At 68.8% G+C, this 25,094-nt stretch carries 27 protein-coding genes and 1 pseudogene; 9 read left to right on the top strand and 19 right to left on the bottom strand.

Annotation, left to right across the window (positions count from 1 at the left end):
• The first annotated feature begins 9 nt into the window (after positions 1–9).
• Positions 10–408, top strand: a complete 399-nt coding sequence (locus ACIP5M_RS20355; RefSeq protein WP_401198875.1) for a WhiB family transcriptional regulator — start codon at positions 10–12, stop codon at positions 406–408.
• Between the two features lie 212 nt (positions 409–620).
• On the opposite strand, the gene glpX is transcribed toward ACIP5M_RS20355, so the two are convergent.
• Positions 621–1,652: a class II fructose-bisphosphatase gene (gene glpX / locus ACIP5M_RS20350; RefSeq protein ID WP_382649972.1), complete on the bottom strand. Its 1,032-nt coding sequence runs from the start codon at positions 1,650–1,652 to the stop codon at positions 621–623.
• A 237-nt stretch (positions 1,653–1,889) separates the two neighbouring features.
• Between glpX and ACIP5M_RS20345 the strand changes: the two genes are divergently transcribed.
• Positions 1,890–2,408 carry a DUF4245 domain-containing protein gene (locus ACIP5M_RS20345; RefSeq protein WP_401199088.1) on the top strand — a complete coding sequence of 173 codons (519 nt, stop codon included), beginning with the start codon at positions 1,890–1,892 and terminating at the stop codon, positions 2,406–2,408.
• 129 nt (positions 2,409–2,537) lie between these two features.
• On the opposite strand, the gene ACIP5M_RS20340 is transcribed toward ACIP5M_RS20345, so the two are convergent.
• The 4 genes from ACIP5M_RS20340 to ACIP5M_RS20325 all read right to left on the bottom strand — a co-directional run bounded on the left by ACIP5M_RS20340 (position 2,538) and on the right by ACIP5M_RS20325 (position 6,309).
• Positions 2,538–3,128 carry a malonic semialdehyde reductase gene (locus ACIP5M_RS20340; protein WP_401198873.1) on the bottom strand — a complete coding sequence of 197 codons (591 nt, stop codon included), beginning with the start codon at positions 3,126–3,128 and terminating at the stop codon, positions 2,538–2,540.
• A 106-nt stretch (positions 3,129–3,234) separates the two neighbouring features.
• A complete protein-coding gene (locus tag ACIP5M_RS20335; RefSeq protein WP_401198871.1) occupies positions 3,235–3,456 on the bottom strand; it encodes an exodeoxyribonuclease VII small subunit in 222 nt (73 codons plus the stop codon).
• 69 nt (positions 3,457–3,525) lie between these two features.
• A complete protein-coding gene (gene xseA / locus ACIP5M_RS20330; protein ID WP_401198869.1) occupies positions 3,526–4,764 on the bottom strand; it encodes an exodeoxyribonuclease VII large subunit in 1,239 nt (412 codons plus the stop codon).
• Positions 4,765–4,797: 33 nt separating this feature from the next.
• Positions 4,798–6,309: an APC family permease gene (locus ACIP5M_RS20325; protein ID WP_401198867.1), complete on the bottom strand. Its 1,512-nt coding sequence runs from the start codon at positions 6,307–6,309 to the stop codon at positions 4,798–4,800.
• 86 nt (positions 6,310–6,395) lie between these two features.
• On the opposite strand from ACIP5M_RS20325, the gene ACIP5M_RS20320 reads away from it, so the two are divergent.
• Both ACIP5M_RS20320 and ppgK read left to right on the top strand, forming a co-directional pair.
• Positions 6,396–7,388: a 4-hydroxy-3-methylbut-2-enyl diphosphate reductase gene (locus ACIP5M_RS20320; protein ID WP_401198865.1), complete on the top strand. Its 993-nt coding sequence runs from the start codon at positions 6,396–6,398 to the stop codon at positions 7,386–7,388.
• A 21-nt stretch (positions 7,389–7,409) separates the two neighbouring features.
• On the top strand, positions 7,410–8,147 hold the full coding sequence (gene ppgK, locus ACIP5M_RS20315; RefSeq protein WP_401198863.1) for a polyphosphate--glucose phosphotransferase: 738 nt from the start codon (positions 7,410–7,412) through the stop codon (positions 8,145–8,147).
• Between the two features lie 21 nt (positions 8,148–8,168).
• On the opposite strand, the gene ACIP5M_RS20310 is transcribed toward ppgK, so the two are convergent.
• Entirely contained in the window at positions 8,169–8,684 is a 516-nt protein-coding gene (locus tag ACIP5M_RS20310) for a DUF6542 domain-containing protein (RefSeq protein ID WP_401198861.1), read from the bottom strand.
• Positions 8,685–8,819: 135 nt separating this feature from the next.
• Here ACIP5M_RS20310 and ychF point away from each other — a divergent pair, with 135 nt between their 5' ends.
• Positions 8,820–9,908 (top strand): redox-regulated ATPase YchF, encoded by a 1,089-nt coding sequence (gene ychF / locus ACIP5M_RS20305; RefSeq protein ID WP_401198859.1) that lies wholly within the window; start codon positions 8,820–8,822, stop codon positions 9,906–9,908.
• 109 nt (positions 9,909–10,017) lie between these two features.
• Here ychF and ACIP5M_RS20300 read toward each other — a convergent pair whose 3' ends face one another.
• A complete protein-coding gene (locus ACIP5M_RS20300) occupies positions 10,018–10,386 on the bottom strand; it encodes a tyrosine-type recombinase/integrase (RefSeq protein ID WP_401198857.1) in 369 nt (122 codons plus the stop codon).
• A gap of 73 nt (positions 10,387–10,459) precedes the next feature.
• On the opposite strand from ACIP5M_RS20300, the gene ACIP5M_RS20295 reads away from it, so the two are divergent.
• Positions 10,460–10,765 (top strand): hypothetical protein, encoded by a 306-nt coding sequence (locus ACIP5M_RS20295; RefSeq protein WP_401198855.1) that lies wholly within the window; start codon positions 10,460–10,462, stop codon positions 10,763–10,765.
• On the opposite strand, the pseudogene ACIP5M_RS20290 reads toward ACIP5M_RS20295, so the two are convergent.
• Positions 10,739–10,927, bottom strand: a pseudogene (locus ACIP5M_RS20290) (site-specific integrase); the annotation flags it as partial. The gene ACIP5M_RS20295 and the pseudogene ACIP5M_RS20290 overlap by 27 nt on opposite strands.
• On the opposite strand from ACIP5M_RS20290, the gene ACIP5M_RS20285 reads away from it, so the two are divergent.
• Positions 10,916–11,380: a hypothetical protein gene (locus ACIP5M_RS20285; RefSeq protein ID WP_401198854.1), complete on the top strand. Its 465-nt coding sequence runs from the start codon at positions 10,916–10,918 to the stop codon at positions 11,378–11,380. The pseudogene ACIP5M_RS20290 and the gene ACIP5M_RS20285 sit on opposite strands and share 12 nt — an antisense overlap.
• A gap of 27 nt (positions 11,381–11,407) precedes the next feature.
• Here the strand turns inward: ACIP5M_RS20285 and ACIP5M_RS20280 are convergent, their stop codons facing one another.
• The 10 genes from ACIP5M_RS20280 to ACIP5M_RS20235 form a co-directional block, all read right to left on the bottom strand.
• The gene (locus ACIP5M_RS20280; protein WP_401199086.1) at positions 11,408–12,586 is read right to left on the bottom strand and encodes a helix-turn-helix domain-containing protein; all 1,179 of its coding nucleotides are present in this window, start codon (positions 12,584–12,586) and stop codon (positions 11,408–11,410) included.
• A gap of 21 nt (positions 12,587–12,607) precedes the next feature.
• Entirely contained in the window at positions 12,608–13,417 is an 810-nt protein-coding gene (locus ACIP5M_RS20275) for a hypothetical protein (protein WP_401198852.1), read from the bottom strand.
• 212 nt (positions 13,418–13,629) lie between these two features.
• Entirely contained in the window at positions 13,630–14,004 is a 375-nt protein-coding gene (locus ACIP5M_RS20270; protein ID WP_401198850.1) for a hypothetical protein, read from the bottom strand.
• A 174-nt stretch (positions 14,005–14,178) separates the two neighbouring features.
• Positions 14,179–17,193: an N-6 DNA methylase gene (locus ACIP5M_RS20265; RefSeq protein WP_401198848.1), complete on the bottom strand. Its 3,015-nt coding sequence runs from the start codon at positions 17,191–17,193 to the stop codon at positions 14,179–14,181.
• A 56-nt stretch (positions 17,194–17,249) separates the two neighbouring features.
• The gene (locus ACIP5M_RS20260; protein ID WP_401198846.1) at positions 17,250–17,915 is read right to left on the bottom strand and encodes an RloB domain-containing protein; all 666 of its coding nucleotides are present in this window, start codon (positions 17,913–17,915) and stop codon (positions 17,250–17,252) included.
• An 83-nt stretch (positions 17,916–17,998) separates the two neighbouring features.
• Positions 17,999–19,252, bottom strand: coding sequence for an ATP/GTP-binding protein (locus ACIP5M_RS20255; protein WP_401198844.1), 1,254 nt, complete (start codon positions 19,250–19,252; stop codon positions 17,999–18,001).
• A gap of 165 nt (positions 19,253–19,417) precedes the next feature.
• Entirely contained in the window at positions 19,418–19,939 is a 522-nt protein-coding gene (locus ACIP5M_RS20250) for a DUF6000 family protein (protein WP_401199084.1), read from the bottom strand.
• 112 nt (positions 19,940–20,051) lie between these two features.
• Complete coding sequence (locus ACIP5M_RS20245) at positions 20,052–20,780, bottom strand: HEAT repeat domain-containing protein (protein ID WP_401198842.1); 729 nt, start codon at positions 20,778–20,780, stop codon at positions 20,052–20,054.
• A complete protein-coding gene (locus tag ACIP5M_RS20240) occupies positions 20,777–21,163 on the bottom strand; it encodes a CPCC family cysteine-rich protein (protein WP_401198840.1) in 387 nt (128 codons plus the stop codon). The genes ACIP5M_RS20245 and ACIP5M_RS20240 overlap by 4 nt, the downstream gene beginning before the upstream one ends.
• 301 nt (positions 21,164–21,464) lie before the next feature.
• Positions 21,465–22,046, bottom strand: coding sequence for a Uma2 family endonuclease (locus ACIP5M_RS20235; RefSeq protein ID WP_401198838.1), 582 nt, complete (start codon positions 22,044–22,046; stop codon positions 21,465–21,467).
• Between the two features lie 297 nt (positions 22,047–22,343).
• Here ACIP5M_RS20235 and ACIP5M_RS20230 point away from each other — a divergent pair, with 297 nt between their 5' ends.
• Entirely contained in the window at positions 22,344–23,513 is a 1,170-nt protein-coding gene (locus tag ACIP5M_RS20230) for a S8 family peptidase (RefSeq protein WP_401198836.1), read from the top strand.
• Positions 23,514–23,558: 45 nt separating this feature from the next.
• On the opposite strand, the gene ACIP5M_RS20225 is transcribed toward ACIP5M_RS20230, so the two are convergent.
• The gene (locus ACIP5M_RS20225) at positions 23,559–24,566 is read right to left on the bottom strand and encodes an SMP-30/gluconolactonase/LRE family protein (RefSeq protein ID WP_401198834.1); all 1,008 of its coding nucleotides are present in this window, start codon (positions 24,564–24,566) and stop codon (positions 23,559–23,561) included.
• Positions 24,567–24,644: 78 nt separating this feature from the next.
• Here ACIP5M_RS20225 and ACIP5M_RS20220 point away from each other — a divergent pair, with 78 nt between their 5' ends.
• Positions 24,645–25,082 carry a MarR family winged helix-turn-helix transcriptional regulator gene (locus tag ACIP5M_RS20220; RefSeq protein WP_401198832.1) on the top strand — a complete coding sequence of 146 codons (438 nt, stop codon included), beginning with the start codon at positions 24,645–24,647 and terminating at the stop codon, positions 25,080–25,082.
• Positions 25,083–25,094: the final 12 nt, after the last annotated feature.

The following is a 25,094-nucleotide window of genomic DNA, read 5'->3' as shown; positions in this document are numbered from 1 at the left end:
GAGTAGACCGTGCCGCACCCGCTGCATCAGTCCCTGCAGATCGCCGCCATACAGACTCTTCAGGGGCGTCCGGCCGCCGTGCCGAAGCCGCGGGTGCCGGCGCGGGAAGAGGACGGCCCGTGGCACGCGGAGGCCGTCTGCCGCCGCGACGAGGCGGGGCTGTTCTTCGCCCCCTCCAAGGAGCCCACCGCGGCCCGGCTCGCCCGCGAGGAGGCCGCCAAGCGGGTCTGCGCCCGCTGCCCGGTGATGGTCGCCTGCCGGGAGCACGCGCTGCTCCAGCCCGAACCGTACGGAGTGTGGGGCGGCCTCACCGCCGCCGAGCGGCGGGTGGTGCTGGCCCGGATGCGGCGCAGGGCCGCCGAGCTGCGCCAGACCCCGGAAGCCGGCCCGGTCGCCGCCGCGGGCTGAGGCGGCCGCGGGCTGAGGCGGCCGCGGGCCGGGGCGCCCGCCCGCGGGGCCCCCGCCGGCCGTCCGGCGGCGCCGGGGGCGCGAAGCACCGTAGGACTGCCGAGATGCGCGAGGTGGACGTCGTACGCGTCCTGCGCGAGGTGTGCGTACACGCCGGAGGGGCGGTTCCCGCCGCACACGGGAACCGCCCCTCTCCTTGCGCCGGCCGCGGACTAGAGCGCGCGGTCGAAGTCGATCGCGCTGTACGCGCGCAGCTTCGACAGGCGGTGCGTCGAGTCGATCTGCCGGATCGTGCCCGACTTCGAGCGCATGACCAGCGAGGACGTGGTCGCGGTCTCCGAGCGGTAGTGGACGCCGCGCAGCAGCTCGCCGTCCGTGATGCCGGTGGCGACGAAGAAGACGTTCTCGCCGGACACCAGGTCGTTCGTGTGCAGGACACGGTCCAGGTCGTGGCCCGCGTCGATGGCCTTCTGGCGCTCGGCCTCGTCCTTGGGCCACAGCTTGCCCTGGATCGTGCCGCCGAGGCACTTTATGGCGCACGCCGAGATGATGCCCTCGGGCGTGCCGCCGATGCCGAGGAGCATGTCCACGCCGGTGCCCTCGCGCACCGCCATGACCGAGCCGGCGACGTCGCCGTCCGAGATGAACTTGATCCGGGCGCCGGTCTCGCGGATCTCCTTGACGATGCCCTCGTGGCGGGGGCGGTCCAGGATGACCACGGTGACGTCCTCGGGGGCCATCCCCTTGGCCTTGGCGACCCGGCGGATGTTCACCGAGACGGGGGCGTTGATGTCGACGAAGTCGGCGGCCTCGGGGCCCGTGACCAGCTTCTCCATGTAGAACACCGCGGACGGGTCGAACATGGTGCCGCGGTCGGCGGCGGCCAGGACGGCGATCGCGTTCGGCATGCCCTTGGCGTTCAGGGTGGTGCCGTCGATCGGGTCGACGGCGATGTCGACCTCGGCGCCGGTGCCGTCGCCGACCCGCTCGCCGTTGAAGAGCATGGGGGCTTCGTCCTTCTCCCCCTCGCCGATGACGACGACGCCGTTCATCGAGACGGTGGAGATCAGGGTCCGCATCGCGTTGACCGCGGCGCCGTCCGCGCCGAGCTTGTCGCCGCGGCCGACCCACCGGCCCGCGGCCATGGCGGCAGCCTCGGTGACCCGGACGAGTTCCAGGGCGAGGTTGCGGTCGGGGGCCTCCGGAGAGACTTCGAGCTGGGGCGGCAGGTTGTGCTCGGTCATCGGAGCGCACCTTTCTGTACGGCGACGGCCGGGAAGGGAGGGTGCTGGAAACTCTATCGGTACGTCGACATATTGAGCAGGGCGGGTCACGTATGAGCGGTATATCGGTCATTCGATTGTCCTGAGCGGACATCTTGCGGCCCTTCGGGGCGCGGCCCGTGCACGCCGCGCCGACGTCCGGGGTGACCCGGGCGGTGATCGCTCCCGGCCATGCGGGACGATGGTGCGGTGGCAGGTATGAAAGGCAAGCAGACGGTCTGGGACATGGTCCGGTCGCTGGGGCTGATCGGCATCCTCGTCGCGGGGATCTACTTCTTCATCCCGCATGACGATCAGGCCGATCCGACGCAGACGGTCGACTACCGGGTGGAGACGCTCACGGCCCGGCGCGCGGCCCCGTATCCGGTGGCAGCCCCCGTGGGGCTTCCGGCGCAGTGGCGGGCGACGTCGGTGACGTACGAGCGCAAGAACGCCAACGCCTGGCACCTGGGGTTCCTCGACCCGGGCAGGCAGTACGTGGCGGTGGAGCAGTCCACGGACACCTCCGGCAAGTACCTCGGCAACGTCACCCAGCACGCGAAGCCCACCGGGCAGACGCAGCAGGTCGGCGACGTGGTGTGGGAGCGCTGGGACGGGGAGAAGTACGACGCGCTGGTCCGGCAGGAACAGGGCCACGTCACGGTGGTCACCGGGACGGCTTCCTTCGAGCAGCTCGGCGCGATGGCGGCGGCACTGGAGTTCAAGCAGGGCCAGTAGGCACGAACGGCGACGCGAAGAGGCCGCGCACCCCCCGTGGATCGGGGGTGCGCGGCCTCTTCGCGTGGTCGCTGCTCCGCCCCTTCGGGCGGCTCAGGCGGTTCAGCCGGTTCAGGCGGCTCGGGCGGCTCAGACCGTGGTGATGACCTGGTCGAACTCCAGGCGCGGGGAGCGCGGGAACCAGGCGTCCTCGCCCGGCTTGCCGATGTTGACGACCATCAGCGGGGTGTGGTCGGCGTCCAGGAACTCCTTCTGGATGCCGGCGAAGTCCGCACCGGTCATCGGGCCCGCGGCCAGACCGGCGGCGCGGACGCCGACGATGAAGTACGCGGCCTGCAGCGCGGCGTTGAGCAGGGCGGACTGCTCGCGGACCGGGCGCTCGGCGAAGAACATGTCCTTGGCCTGCGGGAAGTGCGGGAGCAGCTGCGGGAGCTCCTCGTGGAACTCGTTGTCCGCGGAGAGGATCGCGACCAGCGGCGCGGTGGAGGTCTTGGCCGCGTTGCCCTCGGCCATGTGCTTCACGAGGCGCTCACGGGCCTCGGGGGAGCGGACCAGGGTGATGCGCAGCGGGGTCTGGTTGAAGGCGGTGGGGCCGTACTTCACCAGGTCGTAGATCGCCTGGACCTGCTCCTCGGTGACCGGCTCGTCGGAGAACGAGTTGGCCGTGCGGGCCTCGCGGAACAGCAGGTCCTGCGCGGCGGGGTCGAGAACGAGAGACATCGGAAAGCCTTCTTCCATACGACGGAGGTGAAGCGTGCTGCGATGTCTCCGACTCTACGGCGAAAGTAGATGAATTTTCAACTAACCTGGCGCGGTGTGATCCACTTCACTCTTCGCCCTCGGCCGCTTCGCGCGCGGCCAGCGCCGAATCCAGCCGGGCCCGGGCCCCCTCCAGCCAGTGCCGGCACACCTTCGCGAGCTCCTCGCCGCGCTCCCACAGCGCCAGCGAGTCCTCCAGCGAGGTCCCGCCGGCCTCCAGCTTGCGGACGACCTCGATGAGCTCGTCGCGTGCCTGCTCGTACCCCAGCGCGGTTCCGGCCTCTGCCATTCCCTGTTCCGTCCTCTCGTGTGTGGTGCGGCGAGTCGATCGCCGCCGTGTGCCGCCGTGGTGCGCCCCCTACGGGGAGGGGGCGGGGCGGTCCTGCGCCGGGTCCTCCACCGCGACCGAGAAGGTGCCCTCCGCCACCCGCGCGCGCAGCACCTCGCCCGCCGAGACCTCCTCCGGCGCGCGCACCACGTGCCCGTCGGCCCGCTGGAGTACGGCGTACCCGCGCTCCAGGGTGGCCGCCGGCGACAGCGCCACCACCCGGGCGAGGGTGTGCGCGAGCTCCGAATCGGCCCGGTCCAGCAGGTGCCCCAGCGTGCGCCGGCTGCGCGCCAGCAGGGCCTCCAGCTCGTCCTCCCGGGTCTCCACCATCCGCTGCGGGTGGACGAAGACCGGCCGGGCGAGGGCGTGCGCGAGGCCCCGCTCCTCCCGGTCGAGCAGCCCGCGGACCGCCCGCAGCCCCCGGCCCTGCAGCTGGCGTACGCGCTCCAGCTCCTCGCCCACGTCCGGGACCACCTTCTTGGCCGCGTCCGTGGGCGTGGAGGCCCGCAGGTCCGCGACCAGGTCCAGCAGCGGGGAGTCCGGCTCGTGGCCGATCGCGGAGACCACCGGCGTACGGGCCGCCGCGACCGCCCGTACGACCTCCTCGTCGGAGAAGGGCAGCAGGTCCTCCACGCTGCCGCCGCCCCGCGCCACGATGATCACGTCCACCTCGTCCAGGGCGTCGAGCTCCTCGACCGCCCGGATCACCTGGGGCACCGCGTGCACCCCCTGCACGGCGACGTTGCGCACCTCGAAGCGGACCGCCGGCCAGCGGCGCCGGGCGTTCTCCAGTACGTCGCGCTCGGCCGCCGAGGCCCGCCCGACGACCAGCCCGATCAGCTGCGGCAGGAAGGGCAGCGGCTTCTTGCGGTCCAGGGCGAACAGCCCCTCGGAGGCCAGCGACCGCTTGAGCCGCTCCAGCCGGGCGAGCAGCTCGCCGATGCCGACCGGCCGTATCTCGGTGGCCCGCAGGGACAGCTGCCCGCGCGGGGCGTACCACTCGGGCTTGGCCAGCAGGACCACCCGCGCGCCTTCCGACACCGCGTCCGCGACCTCGTCGTAGACCTGGCGGAAGCAGGTCACGCTGACCGAGATGTCGTGCGAGGGGTCGCGCAGCGTCAGGAAGACCACCCCCGCCCCCGGCCGCCGCGAGAGCTGCGTGATCTGCCCCTCCACCCACACGTGACCGAGCCGCTCGATCCAGCCCCCGATGAGCCGGGACACCTGGCCTACCGGCAGCGGCGCCTCGGCCGACGTATTCAGACCCATGCACGCAGGCTAACGGGCCGCGCTGACAGCGTCTCAGGCTCCGGCGCGGGTGTCGGGATCCGGACGGTGGTCGGGGCGCTGGTCCGGGTACCGGTCCGACCGGTGATCCGGACGTTGATCCGGACGGTGGTCGGGCCGCCCGCCCGGATCGGGCGGTGAGGTGCCGCCCGGGCCGTTGCCGGCCCCGTGGCCCGGGCCCCGCCGGCCGCGCTGGGCGACGAGGACGCCCAGCCCCACCGCCAGCCACACCGCGCCCACCACCTGCGCCGTCCAGGAGGCCTCGACGATCACGGCGACGGTCACGGCCGCGCCCAGCACCGGGACGATCAGGTGCTTCCACCGGCTCGGGGCGCCCGCCCCGCGCTTCACCACGAACCAGCCCACCACCGAGGCGTGCAGCAGGGTGAACGCCACCAGCGCCCCGACGTCCACGACCGAGACCAGCTGGTCCAGCCCGTCGGCGCGCCGGGCCGCCCACACCGCCGCGACGAGCGTGACGGTCGCCGCCACCAGCAGCGCGGCCCGCGGGGTGCCGTCCGAGGTCCGCGCCAGCACGCGCGGCAGCCGCCGTTCCCGGGCCATCGCGAACACCAGCCGCCCGGCCGCCGCCTGCCCGGCCAACGCGGCGAAGGCGGCCCCGATCGCCTTGCTGACCGCCACCAGGTCGTGCAGCCAGGAGCCGACCGAGGACTCCACCGCGTCGTAGAAGGCCGGACCCTGCTGCTCCGGATCCGCCGCCAGCTCCGCCGACGTGACCGGGGTGAGCAGCGCGACGAGGTAGGTCTGGGCGATGAACAGCACCCCGGCCAGCGCCAGGCAGAACAGCACCGCCCGCGCCACCCGCGCCGAGCCCCCCGTCACCTCCTCCGCGAACGAGGCGATGGCGTCGAAGCCCAGGTACGACAGGACCGCGACCGACACCGCGCCCAGCACCGCGGCCACGCTGAAGCCCAGCGAGCCGTCGCCGGTCAGCGGCGAGAGCCAGCCGCGCCGGGCCCCGTCCCCGACCAGGACGCTCACGGCGGCGACCAGGAAGACCAGGAGCACCAGGATCTCCATGGCCAGCACGGCGAAGCCCACCCGCGCGGCCGCCCGTACGCCCCACAGGTTGAGCACGGTGGTGATCACGACGGCCAGGGCCGTCCAGACCCAGCGGGAGACCTCCGGCACCAACGCGTTCATCGCGATCCCGGAGAACAGGTACGCGACCGCCGGGATGAGGAGGTAGTCGAGCATCGCCATCCACCCGGCGATCAGGCCCGCACCCTCGCCGAGGCCCTTGCGGGCGTAGGTGAACACCGAGCCGGCCTGCGGGGCCACCCGCACCATCTGGGCGTACGAGAAGGCGGTGAAGGCCATCGCCACGGTCGCGACGAGGTAGACCAGGGCGACGGCCCCGTGCGACTTGGCGTCCAGGGTGCCGAAGACCCCGACCGGGGCCATGGGGGCGATGAAGAGCAGCCCGTACACGACCAGATCCCGGAACCCGAGGCTCCGCCGCAGGGCGGCCGGTGCCGGCGTACCGGAATCCGTAGCGGACGCCATCGATCCTCCGAGGGATGCCGTGGACACGCTTGCGATCAAGTGTGTGCCGTACGGGGGACGAACGGCCTGCTGGGGACCCCCGTACGATGGAGGGCATGACTGCTGCCGCTTCCCGCCGTGTCCTGCTCGCCGCCCCTCGCGGCTACTGCGCGGGCGTCGACCGAGCCGTGATCGCTGTCGAGAAGGCTCTCGAGCAGTACGGCGCGCCGGTCTACGTCCGGCACGAGATCGTGCACAACAAGTACGTCGTCCAGACGCTGGAGAAGAAGGGCGCCGTCTTCGTCGAGCGGACGGAGGAGGTCCCGCCGGGCTCCATCGTGATGTTCTCCGCGCACGGCGTGGCGCCGGTGGTGCACGAGGAGGCGGCGCGCGGCAAGCTCGCGACGATCGACGCGACGTGCCCGCTGGTCACCAAGGTGCACAAGGAAGCCATCCGCTACGCGAACGAGGACTTCGACATCCTCCTCATCGGCCACGAGGGCCACGAGGAGGTCATCGGCACCTCCGGCGAGGCCCCGGACCACATCACGATCGTGGACGGCCCGGACGACGTGGCCAACGTCGAGGTGCGCGACGAGTCGAAGGTCGTCTGGCTGTCCCAGACCACCCTCTCGGTCGACGAGACGATGGAGACGGTCGACGCGCTGAAGACGAAGTTCCCGCTGCTCGTCTCCCCGCCCAGCGACGACATCTGCTACGCCACCTCGAACCGGCAGGCCGCCGTCAAGGTGATGGGCGCCGACTCGGACCTGGTCATCGTCGTCGGTTCGAAGAACTCCTCGAACTCCATCCGGCTGGTCGAGGTCGCCCTCGACGCGGGCGCGCGCGCCGCGCACCTGGTGGACTTCGCGAGCGAGATCGACGAGGCCTGGCTGGAGGGTGTCACCACGGTCGGCCTGACCTCGGGCGCCTCGGTGCCGGAGGTGCTGGTCGAGGAGGTGCTGGAGTGGCTGGCCGAGCGCGGCTACGCGGACGTGGAGATCGTCAAGACGGCGGAGGAGTCGATCACCTTCTCCCTGCCGAAGGAACTGCGCCGCGACCTGCGTGCGGAAGCTGCGGAACTGGTCGCCGACAAGTAACTCCTTTCGTACGGTATGTCCATGCAGATCATGGGTGTGGACATCGGCGGTTCGGGCATCAAGGGCGCTCCCGTTGACCTGGACCGCGGCGATCTGGCGCAGGAGCGCCACAAGGTACTGACACCACAGCCGGCCACCCCCGAGGGGGTGGCCGGCTGTGTCGCGGAGGTGGTCGGCGCCTTCTCCTGGTCGGGCCCGGTCGGGGTCACCTTCCCGGGGGTGGTCACGAACGGCGTCACCCGCTCGGCGGCCAACGTCGACAAGGCGTGGGTCGGGACCGACGCGGCGGCGCTGCTCACGCGGGAGCTGGGCGGCCTGCCGGTCACGGTCCTCAACGACGCGGACGCGGCGGGGGTCGCGGAGATGACGTACGGTGCCGGGCGCGGGCGGGGCGGCACGGTCATCATGCTCACCCTGGGCACGGGCATCGGCAGCGCCCTGTTCACGGACGGGCGCCTGGTCCCCAACACGGAGCTGGGGCACCTGGAGCTGAAGGGCCACGACGCGGAGACGCGGGCGTCGGTGAAGGCCAAGGAGGACGGGGACCTCACGTGGGAGCGCTGGGCGCACCGCGTCCAGAGGTACCTGGCGCACGTGGAGATGCTGTTCTCCCCGGACCTCTTCATCATCGGCGGCGGCGTCAGCCGCAAGCCGGAGAAGTTCCTGCCGCTGATCGAGGGCATCCGGGCCGAGATCGTCCCGGCCAAGCTCCAGAACAACGCGGGCATCGTGGGCGCGGCGATGGCGGCGAAACGCTGAGCAGGGGGTGTCTCGCCGGCCCTAGGCGACGCGGCGGGGCGTCCGGCGCTGCCTGCCGATCAGTACGGCCTTCCTGACCAGGGCGATCAGGGCGGCGACCAGCGTCCCCGCGTACAGCCAGCCGGCGTGCAGGGACAGGACGGACACCAGCCCCATCAGCTGCCCGCCGAAGCCGCCGGAGCCGCCCGAAAGGGGCCACGCTCCGGCGGCGAAGGCGATGGGGGCGGAGATCGGCGCCGTGATCAGGTCGGCGGGCCGGACCCAGAGGGCCGTGGCGGCCGCCACGGGCAGGAAGAGCAGCCCGTAGACGAAGAGCGAGGACCCGAAGAGCAGCCAGGCGATCCCGCCCGCCAGCACCATCGCGGCACATGCGAACAGCCCGGCTCCGAGCCCGGTCAGCCGGGTCCGGGGCAGCCGCCGTCCGAGCGCGGGCCGGGGCCGGCCGCCCTGCGCGGGTACGGCGGCGGTCGGCGCGCCCCGACGCTGGGCCGGGGGTCGCTGCGGGTGAGGTGCCGGTCGCGTCCTGTATCGCTCCACCCCACCAAACTAGGCGTGAGGTCGGCCGGATCCGGGTCCGGACACGCGTACATCCACCGCCACTCATCGGAAAGTAAACTGTCCGATGGCCCACTACCGGGCCGCCGCCCCCTCCAGCTACGGGAAGTCGCCAACGTGTCGCTCACGATCGGAATCGTCGGCCTGCCGAATGTCGGCAAGTCGACCCTGTTCAACGCCCTGACCAAGAACGACGTGCTGGCGGCCAACTACCCGTTCGCCACCATCGAGCCGAACATCGGCGTCGTCGGCGTCCCGGACCCGCGTCTGGCCGTCCTCGCGGGCATCTTCGGATCGCAGCGCGTCCTGCCGGCCACGGTCGACTTCGTCGACATCGCGGGCATCGTGCGCGGCGCCTCGGAGGGTGAGGGCCTGGGCAACAAGTTCCTCGCCAACATCCGCGAGTCCGACGCGATCTGCCAGGTCATCCGCGCCTTCAAGGACGAGAACGTCGTCCACGTCGACGGCAAGGTCTCGCCGAAGGACGACATCGAGACGATCAACACCGAGCTGATCCTCGCCGACCTCCAGTCCATCGAGAAGGCGGTGCCGCGCCTGACGAAGGAGTCCCGCCTCCAGAAGGAGAAGGTCGCCGTCCTCGCCGCCGTCGAGAAGGCCCAGAAGATCCTCGAAGACGGTGACACCCTCTTCTCCCACGGCATCACCAAGGGCACGGAGCAGGGCGACCTCCTCCACGAGCTGCACCTCCTCACCACCAAGCCGTTCCTCTACGTCTTCAACGTGGACGAGGACGAGCTGACGGACGACGCCTTCAAGGCGGAGCAGAGCGCGCTCGTCGCCCCGGCCGAGGCGATCTTCCTGAACGCCAAGCTGGAGGCGGACCTGGCGGAGCTGGACGACGAGGAGGCCCTCGAACTCCTCCAGTCGGTCGGCCAGGACGAGCCCGGTCTGGCCACCCTCGGCCGCGTCGGCTTCGCCACCCTCGGCCTCCAGACGTACCTGACGGCCGGCCCGAAGGAAACCCGCGCCTGGACGATCAAGCAGGGCGCCACCGCCCCCGAGGCCGCCGGCGTGATCCACACCGACTTCCAGCGCGGCTTCATCAAGGCCGAGGTCATCTCGTTCGCGGACCTGGTCGAATGCGGCTCGGTCAACGAGGCCCGCGCGAAGGGCAAGGCCCGCATGGAGGGCAAGGACTACGTCATGCAGGACGGCGACGTGGTCGAGTTCCGCTTCAACGTCTAATACGTTCGACGAAAGGCCGTCTGACCTGCGGTGGAGCGGGTTGGGCGGCCTTTGCGGTCCGCACAGAGTCCGCAGCGTGCTGACTTCGGTCAGCGCGCGGGGGTAGCGGCTACGCCGCTTCGTCGACCTGTTCCTTGGTATCGGCGGACTGGTCCGCGTACGCCTTGTCGACGGCGGCCCGGGTCCGCTCCTCAGAGTCGGGCCACAGGTGGGTGTAGATGTTCAGCGTCATGGCCGCGTTGGTGTGGCCGAGGCGCTCGGAGACCGTCTTCACGGACTCGCCGTGTTTGATCAGCAGGCTGGCGTAGTGATGCCGCAGGGAGTGAGGTCCGGTGCCCTTCGCTATGCCGGCCTTCGCGCAGGCGGGCCGCCAGGACCCGTCCATGAAGTGCGTGTAGACCACGGGGCCGCCCTGCGGCGCCGTGAAGATCCAGCCCTCGGGCCCATCGGCGGGGAAGTCCCGCAGATGGGCCTTCATCGCATCCACCGCCATGCGGGGGAGCGGGACCGTGCGATGCGAGCGAGCGGTTGGGCGGGCAGACATACACACCGTGCTTGGCGGTCTGCTGGATCTGCTGCTCGACCGAGACGGTCGCGTGCAGCAGGTCCACGTGCCGGAGCTGGAGGCCGAAGAGCTCGCCGGGGCGGAGCCCGGTGGCCGCGCCGAGCAGCACGAGGCCCTTGTATCGGGCGGGTATCTCCGCGGACAGTGTCCGCACCTGCTCGACGGCCAGTGGCACGATCTTCTTCCGTGGCACCGAGGGCAGCTTCGCCTCGGCGCACGGATTGTGAGGGATCATGCGGTCACGGACGGCCGCCCGGAAGACGGCGTTGACCGTGTTGAAGACCGTCCGTGAGGTGCTGGCGGCCAGCCCGTGCGTGGTGGTCAGGCTGGTGACCCAGCTCTGTACGTCGCCGGGCATGATGGCGCCGAGTGCCCGTTTCTCCCAGGCCGGGTAGACGTAGCAGCGCAGGTGCTGGGCCACCGCCTTGGCCGTGGAAGGCCGGTGGGGCTGGATGGCCCGCCATTCCTCCGCGAACTCCTTGAAGGGCTTCTTCGCCGACCGCGGGTCGACGTACTGCCCGGTGACCAGGCTGGCCGTGACCTCGGCGATCCACCGTTGGGCGTCGATCTTGCGGTCGAAGTGGCGGGCGTGCTCCTTGCCGTCGAGGTCGCGGTAGCGGGCTCGCTATTTGCCGTTGGGGCGCTTCTGGATGTTGGCCAAGTGGCCTCTCCTTCGTGTCGGTTGTCAGTAGTGGCCGCCGTCCGCGATGTCGTTGCTGAGGGTGCGAGCGTCGCGCTCGTCGCCCATGAATGGACCGGCGAACCCGAAAACCGCGAACCCCGCAAGCACTCCCAGGTCCGCTGGGTCGACGTCAACGTTATCCCCGATGCCTTTGTGGACACCACGGCAAGCGCTCTTCGTCAGTATTTGAACGATGGGTCGGCTGTCTCGTTGAATGGGTGGTGAATTGGCCGGGATGTAGGCGGTGCATCCCTATTTTGTCGCTGAGCGAAAGAGCGAGATAACCCCGGATGGAAGATCCTCTTCGGGGTTAGGTTCCGTGGGGTGAGGGCTTTCCCAGGTGGGGAATCGTGACGTTACTACCCGGAATAGATCCAAGGGAACCCTGGCTTCGCCAGCCAGAACTTCTTCCCCTATTCCAACCTGTCCCAGAATTTCCACGGCTTTCGGGAAAAGAGAAGGCTGTTCGGTCACTGGCATCACGCCCGGCTCACGTCGCCGCCATCCTTTTGAGGAAAGGTAAAGGACTGCATTCCTGTAGGTCACATCACTCATTACGCCCAGTTGTCGCGATCTGTAGAGCAGGGCCTGTAGGCTCACATTCCAGTCGGCCTTCAAAGCGCCGAGAAGTCTCCAGTCTGCTCTTGGAGGGAGTAGGTCTCGCATCTCGGCAGCAGGCATCAGGAACTCTGCGGCAAATCGATTGGCCTGGTTTTCTGTGATGCGATCTCCGGGCTCCGAGTCTACGTGCATGACCAGGTGTCCGAGCTCGTGTGCGACATCGAATCGCTGGCGGAAGTAGTCGTTCTTAGCCGGATTCAGCACAACCGTTGGTCGATTGTCTGTCTCAAAGGAATATGCATCAACCGCCGCCGTTTGGCTAGGGCTGTAGACGACAAGGACGCCACGATTCTCGGCCATCCTGACCAGGTGGCCGATCGGTCCAGTTGGGATGTCCCAGTGCTTGCGAAGGAGCCTCGCAGCTTGCTCGGGGAGATCGGTCTGTTCGTCCTCGACATCGACACTCAGGCGCGGGATGTCGGGGTTGGGAAACTCGACGTGCCTCTCCAGGGCGGCGCCTACATCAGTAGCGACGAGTCCATAGGCGAACGCTTGGTCGCGAACCAGTTGTGATGTGGACCGCAGCGACCTGAAGTGCGGAACTGAGGATCCGGCTTCAGGTCGCTGCGCCCCAGGAAGAAAGAACGAAGGGTCAACGCCGAGAGTCAAGCACAACTGGGCCACGGTGGCCGGAGCCGGCCGCTTGGAGTTGCTTTCGTAAGCTGCTACGGCAGTCGGGCTCTTGTCGATTTGAGCTGCCAGCGCATTCTTGCGAAGCCCCGCGAGTTGGCGAGCCAGCGTTAGTCGACGCCCGTCGAAAAGTCGCGAGGCGTCGCTTACGCGAACCTCCGCAGGACGACTATGCTCCATGACCATCCGCTCATTCCATGATTACTTTCCGTCGCCCTCCAGTACGTGACGGCGGAGTCGAACGGCCGCGTCAGGTACGGCGTCAAAGCCGCCTGACGGCTTGGGTGCGATCGGCTTTGCACCCCTGCCGTAATCGCCGAAGGGCGGCTTCAGTAGATCATGCTTCCAGTGCCACGCGGTGCCGCCCCCCTTGTTCAAACGAGAGCGCCCCAGGAAGAGTTCTCTTACGCCAAGCTCCTTCTGAACTGCGTGAGCGAGAACCAGCGTCGTAAGGTCGTCGGCGTTTTCGTCGACAGCTAGCAGAGTCGCCGCCATGACGTCCTGGAAGAGGTGTGCTTCATCCTCGTCCACGGGAAGCATCGGCTGATCTGTGGGGCCCGGGAGGCGCTGGGCCGCGACGCGCCGCTTGGTGGGACTCTTCTGGGGCCACGGGATCGCGTTGCTCTCACCGAAGGGAAAAGCTGCCTGGAGCCACCTCCAGTCGCCGAAGCGCCAGCCCGGAGAGCCATTTAGGTTGGCTCGCCGAACTGCACCCGGAAGGAGCCGGGGCATTCGCTCGAACTCTCCCGGGAGAAGGCCAGCCGCGACCGTATCGAGACCTGACAGCGCGTCGGCCGGCGAGCTGACGGCGTACTTGCCGCACGAGAAGACTCGATCCTGACGGTCACGCAGAAACCCGTGGGCGGTGTATCCCACCCAACCTTGATCGTGCCCGGCGTCCGGGTCGTAGTCGCGCATGGTGCGCGCGTACGCGGACTCCGCTGCCCAGCTCATCGCTGCTAATACGCCAGCCTCTTCAAGGTCTTCCAGCGCATCCTGCTGCTCACTCATGAGGCGACTCTACACGACTCCAGTATCTAGTGCGGAAAACTGAACCATCGGCGCCGTGTTGCGTCGCCAGGTGAATCGATCATACGTTCTAAAAGATGGTCTAGCTAGAGGTGTGGGACCGGAGCGTGGGGCAAGTTGGCTGTGCCGCAGGATGGTTGCGAGGCGGTGCCGACGCGTTCACCAGAGGGGGCTGCCGTGAGCTAGGAATGCCCCTATGGGTGCTGGTGAGATCGTTGACGTTGATGGCCCCGGCGGTTGGCCGGCAGACGTACGGGAGTTCGTCGCTTGGGACGGCAGGTGATCGTCGTCCGGTACTCGCGGCGCGTAGTCCAGGGCCGTGCGTGCAGCCACAGCCAGAGGCGAGTGGCAGCCTCCTCCTCGGAGATGGAGGCAGGCCCGAGGGCGTGCAGAAGGCGGTCACACTCGGCGTCGAAGTCCGGGTGGTCGGCCCGAAGGTCCGAGCCATGCTTGCTGATCGCGAAGCCCTTCGCCAGGCCGTACCAGAAGGGCAGCACCACGATGAGCGTGATGGCCTCGACGAAATCGGCACCGATCAACGCGGCCCGGCCCTCGGAGTCGGCGTACAAGACGGGCCTCTCCCCGGCCCCGGCATCCCCGCACAGGTGGTACGTGCCGCCAGCGCCGCATCCGGCTATCGGGTGCAGCGTCTGCCGGACGGGAGTGCAAGTTCTTCGGCGGCCGATCGATAAGGGGCAAGGTGCTGACCACCTCGTGGTGATCAGCACCTTGCCCCCTTAGGGTCAGGCGTCCCCGCCCAAGAGGCTCGACCTGAGTGCTGCCCGGATGAGTCGCACCTTCGCCAGCTCGATCTTTCGGTCGGCCCGCTCCGCGGCGAGCTTTCCGATTGCGTGGACCATGCGGACCTGCTCCTCCAGAGCGGGCAGGACGATGTCCGTGTTGAGAAGCTCACGTTCGATCGGCCAAGACAGTACTTTGAGCTGCCGGAGGACCCGGGGGTGCCGGAGCCATGCCTCCAAGTAGTCCGCCAGGAGCAGGTCCTTGTTGGGGACGAGGCGCGAAACGGCGTGAGAGAAGGTTGCTCCGGGGATCTCACCCCGCCATACGGCGAATCGGAGCGGTGACCGGTCTTCGTGGGGGCGGACACGGGCCACGAGGATGTCTCCGGGGCGGAGCCTGGCCGCAGCGGGGACGGGCTCCGTCGTGTATCGGAGGGCCGTGAGGTCAAGGCCGTCTGCGGTCAGGTTGCGCGCTGCGACAACAGGGGTTCCGCGGGTATCCGTACTGAGCGGCACTGCCACGCCGTACGAGAAGCGGCGCAGGATTTCACCGAGGGAAAGTCGGGACGATTCCAGTTCCTGCTTTGCTGCGGATCCCAATACGGGATGAAGAACAAAGTGCTGCTTGATCTCGAGCTTGGCCTCCTCCGCTTCGATTGTTTTCTCGGCGTCGATGATATTGAAGAGCACAGACGCTTTCTCGTCCTGCTCTCCCCGGCTGCCGCGCTCCGACCAAGGGGTTTGACGCAGGGCGCGAGAGGTTTCGGCGGCTCCGGGAAGGCGATCTTCGATCTCCTGGAAGGAGAGGCCGTATTTCCTCTCCCAGGAAGCGTATGTACTCACTAGCTCGTCGCGCATCTGGGCAATCTTCTCGCTCAGACGTCCGGCCAGGTCGTTACGCAACACGGTGATGACGACGGCACGCAACCCGTCACCGTCCAGCCTACTCCGTGCAGCCGTGAGCGAGAAACTCTTCTCCAGGCTCCTGATCCGTTCTTGGATTTCGCGCCGCGCCCTCTTGAACTCCCTTCGCGTGATGTCTTCCTCGGACTTGGACTCCGGGTCGGCGCTCCATCCTTCTGGTCCCAATTCCTCGTACTGGGCGTCCAGATCGGCCTTCTTGGCTCGTTCTCTCTCCAGCTCACCCAGAAATTCCGGAAGGAGAGCTGCGACCACCGGATGCCGGTAGGCTTCCCCGCGGCCAAGGGCACTCGGCCGGTCACCGCGGTGCGGCGAATCGGATCGTCCGAGCAGTGCCTCGACCTCGTCGCACCAGCCGTCGACGACTGCCGGGAACCCGTTCGCTGCGAGCGACCGGAGTGTGTGCTCGCTGTCCTGCCACCATCCGGCGACGGCGCCGTCGAGAGCGTTGCCGTTCAGCAGGCCGACAGAGAACAGCGGCTCGCGTACAGCCTCCGTCAGCGCCACACGGAGTGCCGCCAGCGCGGGGCGGGCGTGCGGCTCGGCGCGTCTCTGGGAAAGGTGGGTCGTAATGCGTTCGACGCAGGTCGGCCAGCTCTTCTCGAACTCAGTCCGCAGTTCTTGCTCTCGCCTGCGTGCCACCGCCGTCAGGGAGGCCGTGTTCGGGCGCTCACCTCGAGGGCGGAAATCCAGATAGCTGGCGCTTCCAGCCCGAACTGCAAAGAGATCGCTCGGCTCCAGGTCGAACGAGGCCAGCAGCGACAGCTTCTGCGTGACTTCGGAGACCGGCATACCACCCTTGAGGTGAGCCTGAAGATCCTGTTGCTCTTCTGTCGTTTCTTCCGGAACATACCTGCGAACGGTGAGATTGTCGTCGTTCTCCGCTAGGGCATCGCGCGGGATGATGCGGGAGAAGCCGGGGATTTCCTGACGGCTGTGAAAGGCGGTGGAAATCTTCCGAACATGCTCCGGCAGCAGGGTGTTCTGCGCCTGGCCCTGGTGGAACTCGTTTTCGGCATTGATGAACAGGACGGAGCCCTGCTGCTCCGGATCTCGTTGCCCGGCGGACCGGAGGACGATCAGGCAGACAGGTATGCCGGTCCCATGGAACAGATTGGGGCCGAGTCCGATCACGGCTTCGATCACGTCGGCGTCCAGCAGTCGGCTGCGAATCGCCTGCTCCTGGTTGCCCCGGAACAGCACACCCATGGGCAGGACGGAAACGACTGAGCCGCCACGCTCGACCGCCATGTCCAGCATGTGCTGGAGGAACATCAGATCGGCCTTGCCTCGCTCGGGCGTGTGACCGTACGGCATCCGCTGGTCGAGGCGGGGCACCTCGTCGATCCGGTAGTTCATGGAGAACGGTGGGTTACTCATCACCAGGTCGAAGCCGTCGCCGGCGTCCATGGGATGGGTCAGAGCATCTGCGCGCTCCAGTGTGAAGCGTTCCAACCCATGCGTCAGCATGTTCATCGTTGCGCTGGACCACGCCTCGTGGTTGGGGTCCTGTCCGGCGAACGTCAGGTCATTCGGATCGCCACCGTGTTCCTCGACGTACTGCGCGGCGGATACCAGCAACCCGCCCGTACCGACGCACGGGTCGTAGATCCGCATACCGGGCTGAGGGTCGGCCAGCTCAGTCATCAGTCTGACGACGCCACGTGGGGTGAAGAATTCGCCGCCTTTGCGTCCTGCGGCGTCGGCGAACGACTCCACCAAGTACGCATACGCATCACCCAGCATGCCGGGGTAGGCGAGGTCTTCGTCTCGCAGCCGGATTCGGCCGAAGTGGGCGATGAGGCGAGCGAGCCTGTGACTGTCCACGGCGGAGAAGCGGGTGTGGGCGTACAGATCACGGAGTCGTTCCCGGCCGGGACGTTCTCCCAGCGCGGACAGCGCTGAATGGAGTTGTTCGCCAAGACTGCCGCCGGCGGGGTCGCCCAGCCGTTCCCAGCGTGCATGCTCCGGGAGGGCGTCGTCAGGTTCGTCGTTGGCTCGCTTCAGGTACAGCAGGGCGGTGAGGATGCCCTCATACTCCGTCACGTCCATCGCGCCCCGAAGGATGTCGGCCGCCGACCAGAGATGGCGTTCCAACTGTGCGAGCGTCAACCTATTCACGTACTGCCCCTCCGGGAGTTCCTCGTGCCGACCTAGTACCTGAAGACTCCGAGACCGTTCTCGACGAAGGCGTGGACGTCGGTGTACGGGTCCCAGAGTGCCTGGTCGGGACCGATGCGCGCCCCGCCGAGCCTTGCCGCATACTGCTTGGCCTGCTCGAACCGGTTCTGGTCGGGTGTGGCCGCAGCGAACTGCTTCGGCTTGACGTACTTCGCCTGTTCGGCGGAGACGGAGCCCCCACGTCCGCCGTATGTTGCGGCGAACCCGGGCTGCTTCTTCAGCAGTGCCGCCGCACTGTCGCAGGCGCCGCCGAACCCACTCGTGTAGTTCTGGTAGTGGAGCAGCCGCCACAGCTCGAAACACGGGTGGGAATAGGCGATTTTGACGCCAGCCTTCCGTGCGCGTGCGAAGGCGGTGGCGATGTCCTTGTGCTCGTCACGGTCGAAAAGGCACCATACCTGTGGCCAGTTCCAGTCCTTCTCCTCGTTCAGACCGTCACGTCGAGCGCGACTTTCCACCCTGGTCAGACACGCGACTGCGTCCTCGACCAGAGGAAGGGGCTTACGTCGTTTGGATGGAGCGCTGGAATTCTCGAAGTGGATCTCGAAGGGTCGGCTGGGATCCTTGAGCTCCCCGTGGGCCCGCACGAAGTCGATGTATCCGGGCTCGGTTACCTCGCCCTCCGTGAAGACGTACACCTCCCTAGGGCGTACCCGTGCCGACGACCTGCGCGTTCGGCCCAGATCGTCCTTCCCCCGGCCCCGATCTCTCCCCCTCGCCATCAGCCCTGCTCCTCCTCACTCACCGATTCGGGCAGCAACCGTCTGCCGATCTGCCCCTCTGTCATCCTGGGCACGGCGCCGAAAGCACCTGCGAGATAGGAGTCCGTAAGGTTCTCTTCGCCTCCCGGCCGCACATCGCTCAGCGGGTAGAGCTCGGTGGCGCCTCGTTGGTTCTTCTCTGTGAGCCAGATCTGTCCTGGTTCCAGGAGCCGGCCACCGCGAGGAGTGCTGAGCAGGGAGGGGTCGTGGGAGGTGAATACGAGCTGTGCGGCTCTCTGATTTGACCAGGGGGCTTGGAAGAGACGTACGACCTCGGCGGCGAAGCGTGGGTGAAGACTGGCGTCCAGTTCGTCGATGAGCAGCACTGCGCCATCGTCAAGGGCCCGTAGGAGTGGCCCGATGAGCGCAAACCAGGAACGAGTGCCGAAGGACTCGTGTTGCCAGTCGAGCGGTACTGGTCCACTTTCCCCGCCCTCGTGCAGAAGGCGGACCCGCGGGTGTTCCCCGAGCCGGTGCTCGACAACTGCGCCACTGATCCCCAGATCGGCGACACGCAGAAGCCCTTCGATCCGATCTTTGAAACGATCGTCGCGTAGCTGTTCGGCCGTGTAGCCCTCGCGTTCCTGACGTTCCAGCTCCGGATTGATATCCCAGAGGTTCTGCTTGAACCAGTTGTAGATCTCGGTGAGTTGCGGATGGTTGTCGTTCGCGGCACGGGAGAGCAAGAGCGCGTCCGGGCGGGTTGAACGGGTGAGCAGTGCGCGGTCCTGGATTCGCTCGCCCGGGAACGCGAAGACCTCCTGGCGGGTGGCGTCCCGGTCGAGCCAGACTTGCCGACGGCCTTTGGGGTAGGAATGCAGCCATTCCGCCTCGACGCGCTCATCGCTCAGCTCGAACCCGTACGTCCAGCGCACCCTGTCCGGCATGACGAAATCGACCTCGTAGAAGGTGGTCTCGGCCGCAGCCTTCGGATCGAGGGAGAACGCATCTCGGGGGATGCCCTGCCGAGACGTCCACTGTGCGTACGAGCCGAGGACTGCCTCCCGCATCTTCTTGAGAGCTGCGACTACATTTGACTTGCCCGAGGCGTTCGCACCGAAGACACCCACGAGCGGATAGACCTGGAGAGTCTTCCCATCCGAGAGTTCTACCGTTCGGGCCGAGTCGGACTCCTCGCCCGACGGCACGACGAAGGACAGTTCCTGTTCGTCGCGCAGCGACCGAACATTCGCCGCACGGAATCTCAGCAGCATGCCGTGCCACTCCCATCGCGTGCAGCTGTACACAGCCATGCTCACATCGGTCGGGCACAGCCTATCCAGACGAGCGCGGAGGCGCCGTCGGGACCGTGGATCCAGTCGGTTGACCGGCGCTGTCCAGCCCCGTTGTTGGACGACTGGTGGACAGCCCCGCCGAGACTACGGCCGGGTCCAGCCGTTGGCGAACTCGCATTGGAGGTCCGTCGAGCGGCGCCGCTCGACGGGGGTGTAGGCGGGGTGGTCGCGGAGGTGGGCCAGGGCATCGACCCACTGGTCCCAGAGACCGTCAGGCTGGGTGAAGCGGTCCGCATGGTGGGTGCCGAGGTGGGCGTCGAGGCGGAGGAGGGCGCCGAGGGCTGCGGGCTGGTCGTAGCGGAGGTCGGTGCGGGGGAGGTAATGGTCGAGGTAGGCGGTGAGGATCTCGGCGTCCGCGTGGGTGCCGAAGCGGGCCAGGGCGAAGCAGTAGGCGCTACCGGAGAAGCAGACCTCGCTGGCCAGGAGCAGGTCGCCGATGCGTTCGCGGAACCGTTCGCGGCGGTCGACGCCGATCAGCCATGCGGCGGTGAGGCGCGAGCGCCACTCGTAGCCGAGGAGGGCTTCCAACTCGGCATCGGTGATCGTGGCCGCGTCGTCCATGAGGTGATGGGCGAAACGTTCACCGTGAGGCCACTCGGGCCGCAGGAATCGACCACTTTTCGAGGAGGTAGCGCGCGTGGCCCGAGTCCTTCCTTGCCGCATAGCGCTCGATCACGTGGCCGTAGCCGACCTCCTCGGGGTGCTGGAACGGCATCGGTCACTTCTCCGGGTAGAGGTCGGTACGGTCGATCCAGGTGGGGGCGACGAAGATGTTGTCGCCGACGGGGGCTTCGGAGGCTTCCAGCAGGGACCAGGTGCGGGACTCCTCGACTAGGTGCTCCCAGGGCGCGGTCCAGTCGAGTTCCCAGTCCAGGCCGGTGCCGGAGACGCCGTATGTGCCGCCGGCTACGCGCCAGAACTGGGAGTGGAGGATCACCTGGGCGTGGTCGGCGAGGTCGTTGATGATCTCGGTGAAGTGAGCCGAGGGCCAGCCAGGGGCGTCGTCCGCCGCGGTGGCGCGTAGGCGCGCGGTGAGCGGCGGGACGACGGGGGTGCGTGCGCCGAGTTCGGTCAGGGCCCAGCGGATGCCGACAGACTCGGTCCAGTCCGGTGGGGTCGCGCGTTCCAGGCAGGCGCGGTAGGCGCGGCGCAGAGGCTCGATGGCGCCGTCGATCTCCAGGCTCGCCAAGGCCATGGCCGCCCATTCTCGGACGGTCGGGTTGTCACTGTCCAGCAGGTCGATGAGAGCGGGGCCGCAACGGGGATCGCCCACCTCCTCGAAGACCTCAATGGCGGTCAGCTGACCGAAGCCGCCGAGGGAAGGCAGGCCGTTGATGACGGCGGGTATGGCGTCGGCGCCGATCCAGATCAGCTCCGCGCGGGCGTCGTAGGACTCGTCGGCCTTGCCGTCGAGCTGCTGGACGAGTGTCTCGATGTGGGAGGTCATGACGCGGAGTGGTCCCGGCGCCAGAAGGTGGGCAGCCACCAGCAGAGCACCGAGCGGTCGTCGGCCCATGGGGCGCGGTCCTCGGCCGCCCAGTCCTCGAAGGAGTCCCGTGTCAGGTCGATGGGGCGCCAGGCGGGGTCGAGCGGCTCGTCTTCGGCTGGCGGGCGGACGAACCGGCGGCCGTGCTCGTCGCAGGCGCCGAAGTCCTGGTAGTTCCGCTGGGCCTCGATCAAGGAGACCTTGTTCGCCCCGCCCTGCCATGGCCGGCCAGGGAACTGGAGCCCGTCGTCCTCCCAGAAGCAGACGGGGCAGATCTCGTACGAGCCGGGCATCGCGTCCAGCACGCGGTGCCCGCAGCAGGGGCAGGGGTAGGAGTCGCTCACCTGCGCAGTCTCCTTGCGGGCCCCACCGGTGTGCCAGGGATTTCGCAGCTTCGGAGCCCCCCGGGCAGTCCGCAGCCAGTCTGCAGGACACCCGTAAACAGCCGTCGGGAGCCAACGCGTGTCAACCAGGAAATCCCAGGTCAGGGCCCTGGAGGCTCCGCCGCAGGTCAGTATCAGCCTGCAGACATTCCGCTTCAATGTGTAATGGTGTCGTTACTGCACGCCAGTGCAGGTCGCAAGGGGTCGACTCCTGATGGAGTCGACCCCTTCGGTATTCCGGTGCTGACTGGCCGCTGACTTCTCAGCTGCTTCGAGGCGGCGTGAGCTTGTCGAGGTCCAGGCTGACCTTGAACGGCACCGGGCGCTGGAGGGTGCCCCGGAAGATCCCGGCGGGTGCATATGCGCCCGTGGGTTCGTCGAGCTCGTAGACGTGGACGACGGGTGCCCCGTCCTCGTCCTCGATGCACCAGTAGTGCGGGATGCCGGCCTCTGCGTACTTGCGGAGCTTTACGGTGCGATCGCGATGGGCGGACTCGGGTGACACCGCCTCCACGACGAGCTTCACGTCCTCGGGGGCGTACCAAGTGCGGTCGGGGTCATAGGGCAGGTTCGTCAGCAAGAGGTCCGGCTCGGGGCGGTTGCGGGCATCGAGGCGGATCGTCATCTCGCGCTCAACCTCGAAGCCGGCCGGCGCCTGTGCCATGAGCGTGGTGGTCAGGGCGGTGACGAGGCGGCCATGCCAGGACCGCTGGGGCGACATCATGAAGACGAGGGCTCCGTCGATGAGCTCGGTGTGGCGGGGTGCCTCGGGGAGGCGGTCGAGGTCCTCCGCGAACCAGCCTTCCGCGCGCGGCGGGCGCATCCAGTCGGGCAGTGCGGTCATGGCTTCACGGTAGCGGCCCGCAGCCCAAGCTGGAGAGCCAACGATCACGGTCCGGGGGTTTCGGGGCCTGGCGGGCCGGACTGGCGGGGCTGGCGGGGCTGGTATTCGGTCGGGAGCGGGGCAGCGGTTCAGGTCGTCGCGGGGGTTGGGCGGGGCCCTCGGACGTGGTGTCTTGTGCCCCCAGTCGGCGGACTCGGGTCGTGGGGCGGCGGGGTGGCGGGGTGGGATCGCTCAGCATCGGCAGCTGTAAGCCGTACCTGCCGTGCCCCATGGGCCGATGAAAGACCAGGTGTTCCGATGAGACTCCGCCTCGGCGCAGTGCTGTCCGCCGCCCTCCTCGTGGCCGGCCTTCAGGTCGCCGCGACCACCGCCGCGCAGGGCGCCCCGCCGCCCGGCGATCTCCGGCTGGCTCCGGCCGCCACCGCCGTGCCGGACACCTGGATCGTGGTGCTCAAGGACGGGACGGACGTGGCCGGGACCCAGGCCTTGGCCGCCGGGGCGGGCGGGGAGGTCGGGCACGTCTACCGGAGCGCCCTGCGCGGCTTCTCGATCCGGGCGTCGCAGGACCGGGCCGCCGAACTGGCCGCCGACCCGCGCGTCGCGTACGTGGAGCAGGACGCGGAGGTGCGGGCCGCGGACACGCAGGCCGACGCGCCGTGGGGCCTCGACCGGATCGACCAGCGGGCACTGCCGCTGTCGCAGACGTACGCGTACGACTCGACGGCCGCGAACGTGACCGCGTACGTCATCGACACCGGCATCCGCACCGGCCACACGGACTTCGGCGGCCGGGCGCGCGTCGGCTTCGACGCCTTCGGGGGCAACGGCCAGGACTGCAACGGCCACGGCACCCATGTCGCCGGGACGCTGGCCGGGGCCACCTACGGCGCCGCGAAGGGCGCCTCCCTGGTGGCCGTCCGGGTGCTGAACTGCAGCGGCTCCGGCACCACCGCCGGGGTGATCGCGGGGGTCGACTGGGTGTCGGCGAACGCCGCCAAGCCCGCCGTCGCCAACATGAGCCTCGGCGGCGGGGTCAGCGCGGCCCTGGACAACGCGGTCGCCCGGTCGATCTCCTCGGGCGTCACGTACGCGATCGCCGCCGGCAACTTCTCCGCGGACGCGTGCAATTACTCGCCGGGCCGCACGCCGGCGGCCCTCACCGTCGGCGCGACCCTGCGCTGGGACGCCCGTGCCTCCTTCTCCAACTACGGGTCGTGCCTGGACCTCTTCGCCCCGGGCGTCGGCATCACCTCGGACTGGTACTCGGGCAACACCGCGACGAACACCCTCTCCGGCACCTCGATGGCCGCTCCGCACGTGGCCGGCGCGGCCGCGCTGTACCTGGCGGGCCACCCGGACGCTACCCCGGCCCAGGTCGGCGCGGCGGTGGTGGCCAACGCGACGGCGGGGGCCGTTCTGGTCCCCGGCGCCGGCTCGCCGAACCGGCTCCTCTACTCCCGGTTCTGAGCCCACGCCGGTCCGCCGGTCCGCCGCTCCGCCGCTCGCCGGAGGTCAGAGGCCGCGGACCGACGCGACCGTGAAGGTGGTCGGGGCGCCGCCGTCCGGGTCCATCGGGCCGCCCTTGTCGAACTGCGAGCGCACCACCAGCGTGCGGCCCCGGCTGCGGGCCAGGGTCGTGGGGATCTGGAGGGACGGGTCCGTGACCGTGTGGACCAGGCGGGCGCGGGCCCCGTCCGCCGTGAGCTGCCAGCGGGTCAGCGTGTTGGTGACGTTGTGCGCCACGCGCAGGATGCCGTCGGGGGACAGGTCGAGGCCGTCGGCCGCCTTCAGGTCGGCGCCGTTCAGCGCGACCCGGGCGATGGCACCGCTGCGGAGGTCGAGGCGGTAGAGGTCGCCGCCCGTCATGTCGACGGTGAGCAGGTAGCGGCCCGCCCGGTCCGAGGTGATCCCGTTGAGGGTGAAGGTGCCCTCGGGCCGGGGCCGCAGGACCGGGTTGAGGTCGTAGGCCTCGGTCAGGGCTCCGCCGCCGGCCGCCAGCCGGTCCGGGGTCGCGCGGTAGACCACCCCGCGGACACTGTCCGTCAGGTACGCGGTGCCGTCCGGGGTGATGGTCAGGTCGTTCACGAAGCGCGGGGCGGTCCCGGCCACCTCGAAGCGGGCGAGGCGGGCTCCGGTCGCGGTGTCGTAGACGGAGACGCCGGCGGTGGAGTCCGTCACCCACAGGCGGCCCCGGGCATCGACGCGCAGGCCGTTCGCCGTGTGCCGGCCGTCCGTGCCGGACGGGAGGAACACCTCTGCCTCGGACCTGCCGGGGCGGGCCCGGTAGACGGTGCCGTCCGCGTACGACCCGACGTAGACCGTGTGCGTACGGGGATCGGCGGCTATGCCCTCCGGGTAGACCTTCGCGCCGGGCAGGGAGAAGGCCGTCGATATACGGGCCCCGGCGGAAGACGTCCGGGCGACGGCACCGGCGTCGGCATCGCTCGCCAGAGCCGGGGTCGCCCCCAGGGTGAGGGCCCCGGCCAGGGCGGTGGTCAGTGCGGTGACCAGCAGCTTCATGAGGTGTCCTCTAGTGAGTAGGTGTAGTCGAATGTACGTTAGAGCTCTAATGCTCGCAAGGGGCCGTAGGATGCGGTAATGACCTCCATGGCCCCCGAGGAGCGCATCGGCTCTCACCTGAAGCGCGCCGAGCAGGCGCTCCTCGCGGCGAAGAACGCCGCGTGCAAGCCGGCCGCAGTAACGGTTCCCCAGTACGCGGCCCTCCTCTGGCTGGCCGAGAAGCCGGGCATCTCCGCCGCCGCCCTCGCCCGGCTGTGCGGGGTGACGCCGCCGACGATGAACACCGTGCTGAAGAACCTCCAGGAGCGCGGGTTCATCGAGCGGACCCCGCACGAGTGGCACCGCAACGTGCTGGAGACCCGGCTCACGCTCGAAGGGCGCGCGGCGCTCGAACTGGCGGACGCCGCAGCGGTACGGGTGGAGCGGACGCTGGCCGCCGCCTTCAGCGGGGACGAGCGGGAGCTGCTCATCCGGCTGCTGGGCCGGTGCGCGGAGGTGCTGGACGCCCAGCGTTAGCCCGCTGTTCCG

Origin of the sequence: Streptomyces sp. NPDC088762 (assembly GCF_044750905.1) — a bacterium.
GTDB lineage: Bacteria > Actinomycetota > Actinomycetes > Streptomycetales > Streptomycetaceae > Streptomyces.
Note: the sequence above shows the minus strand (reverse complement) of the source record. Positions and strands in the feature narration are given on the sequence as shown.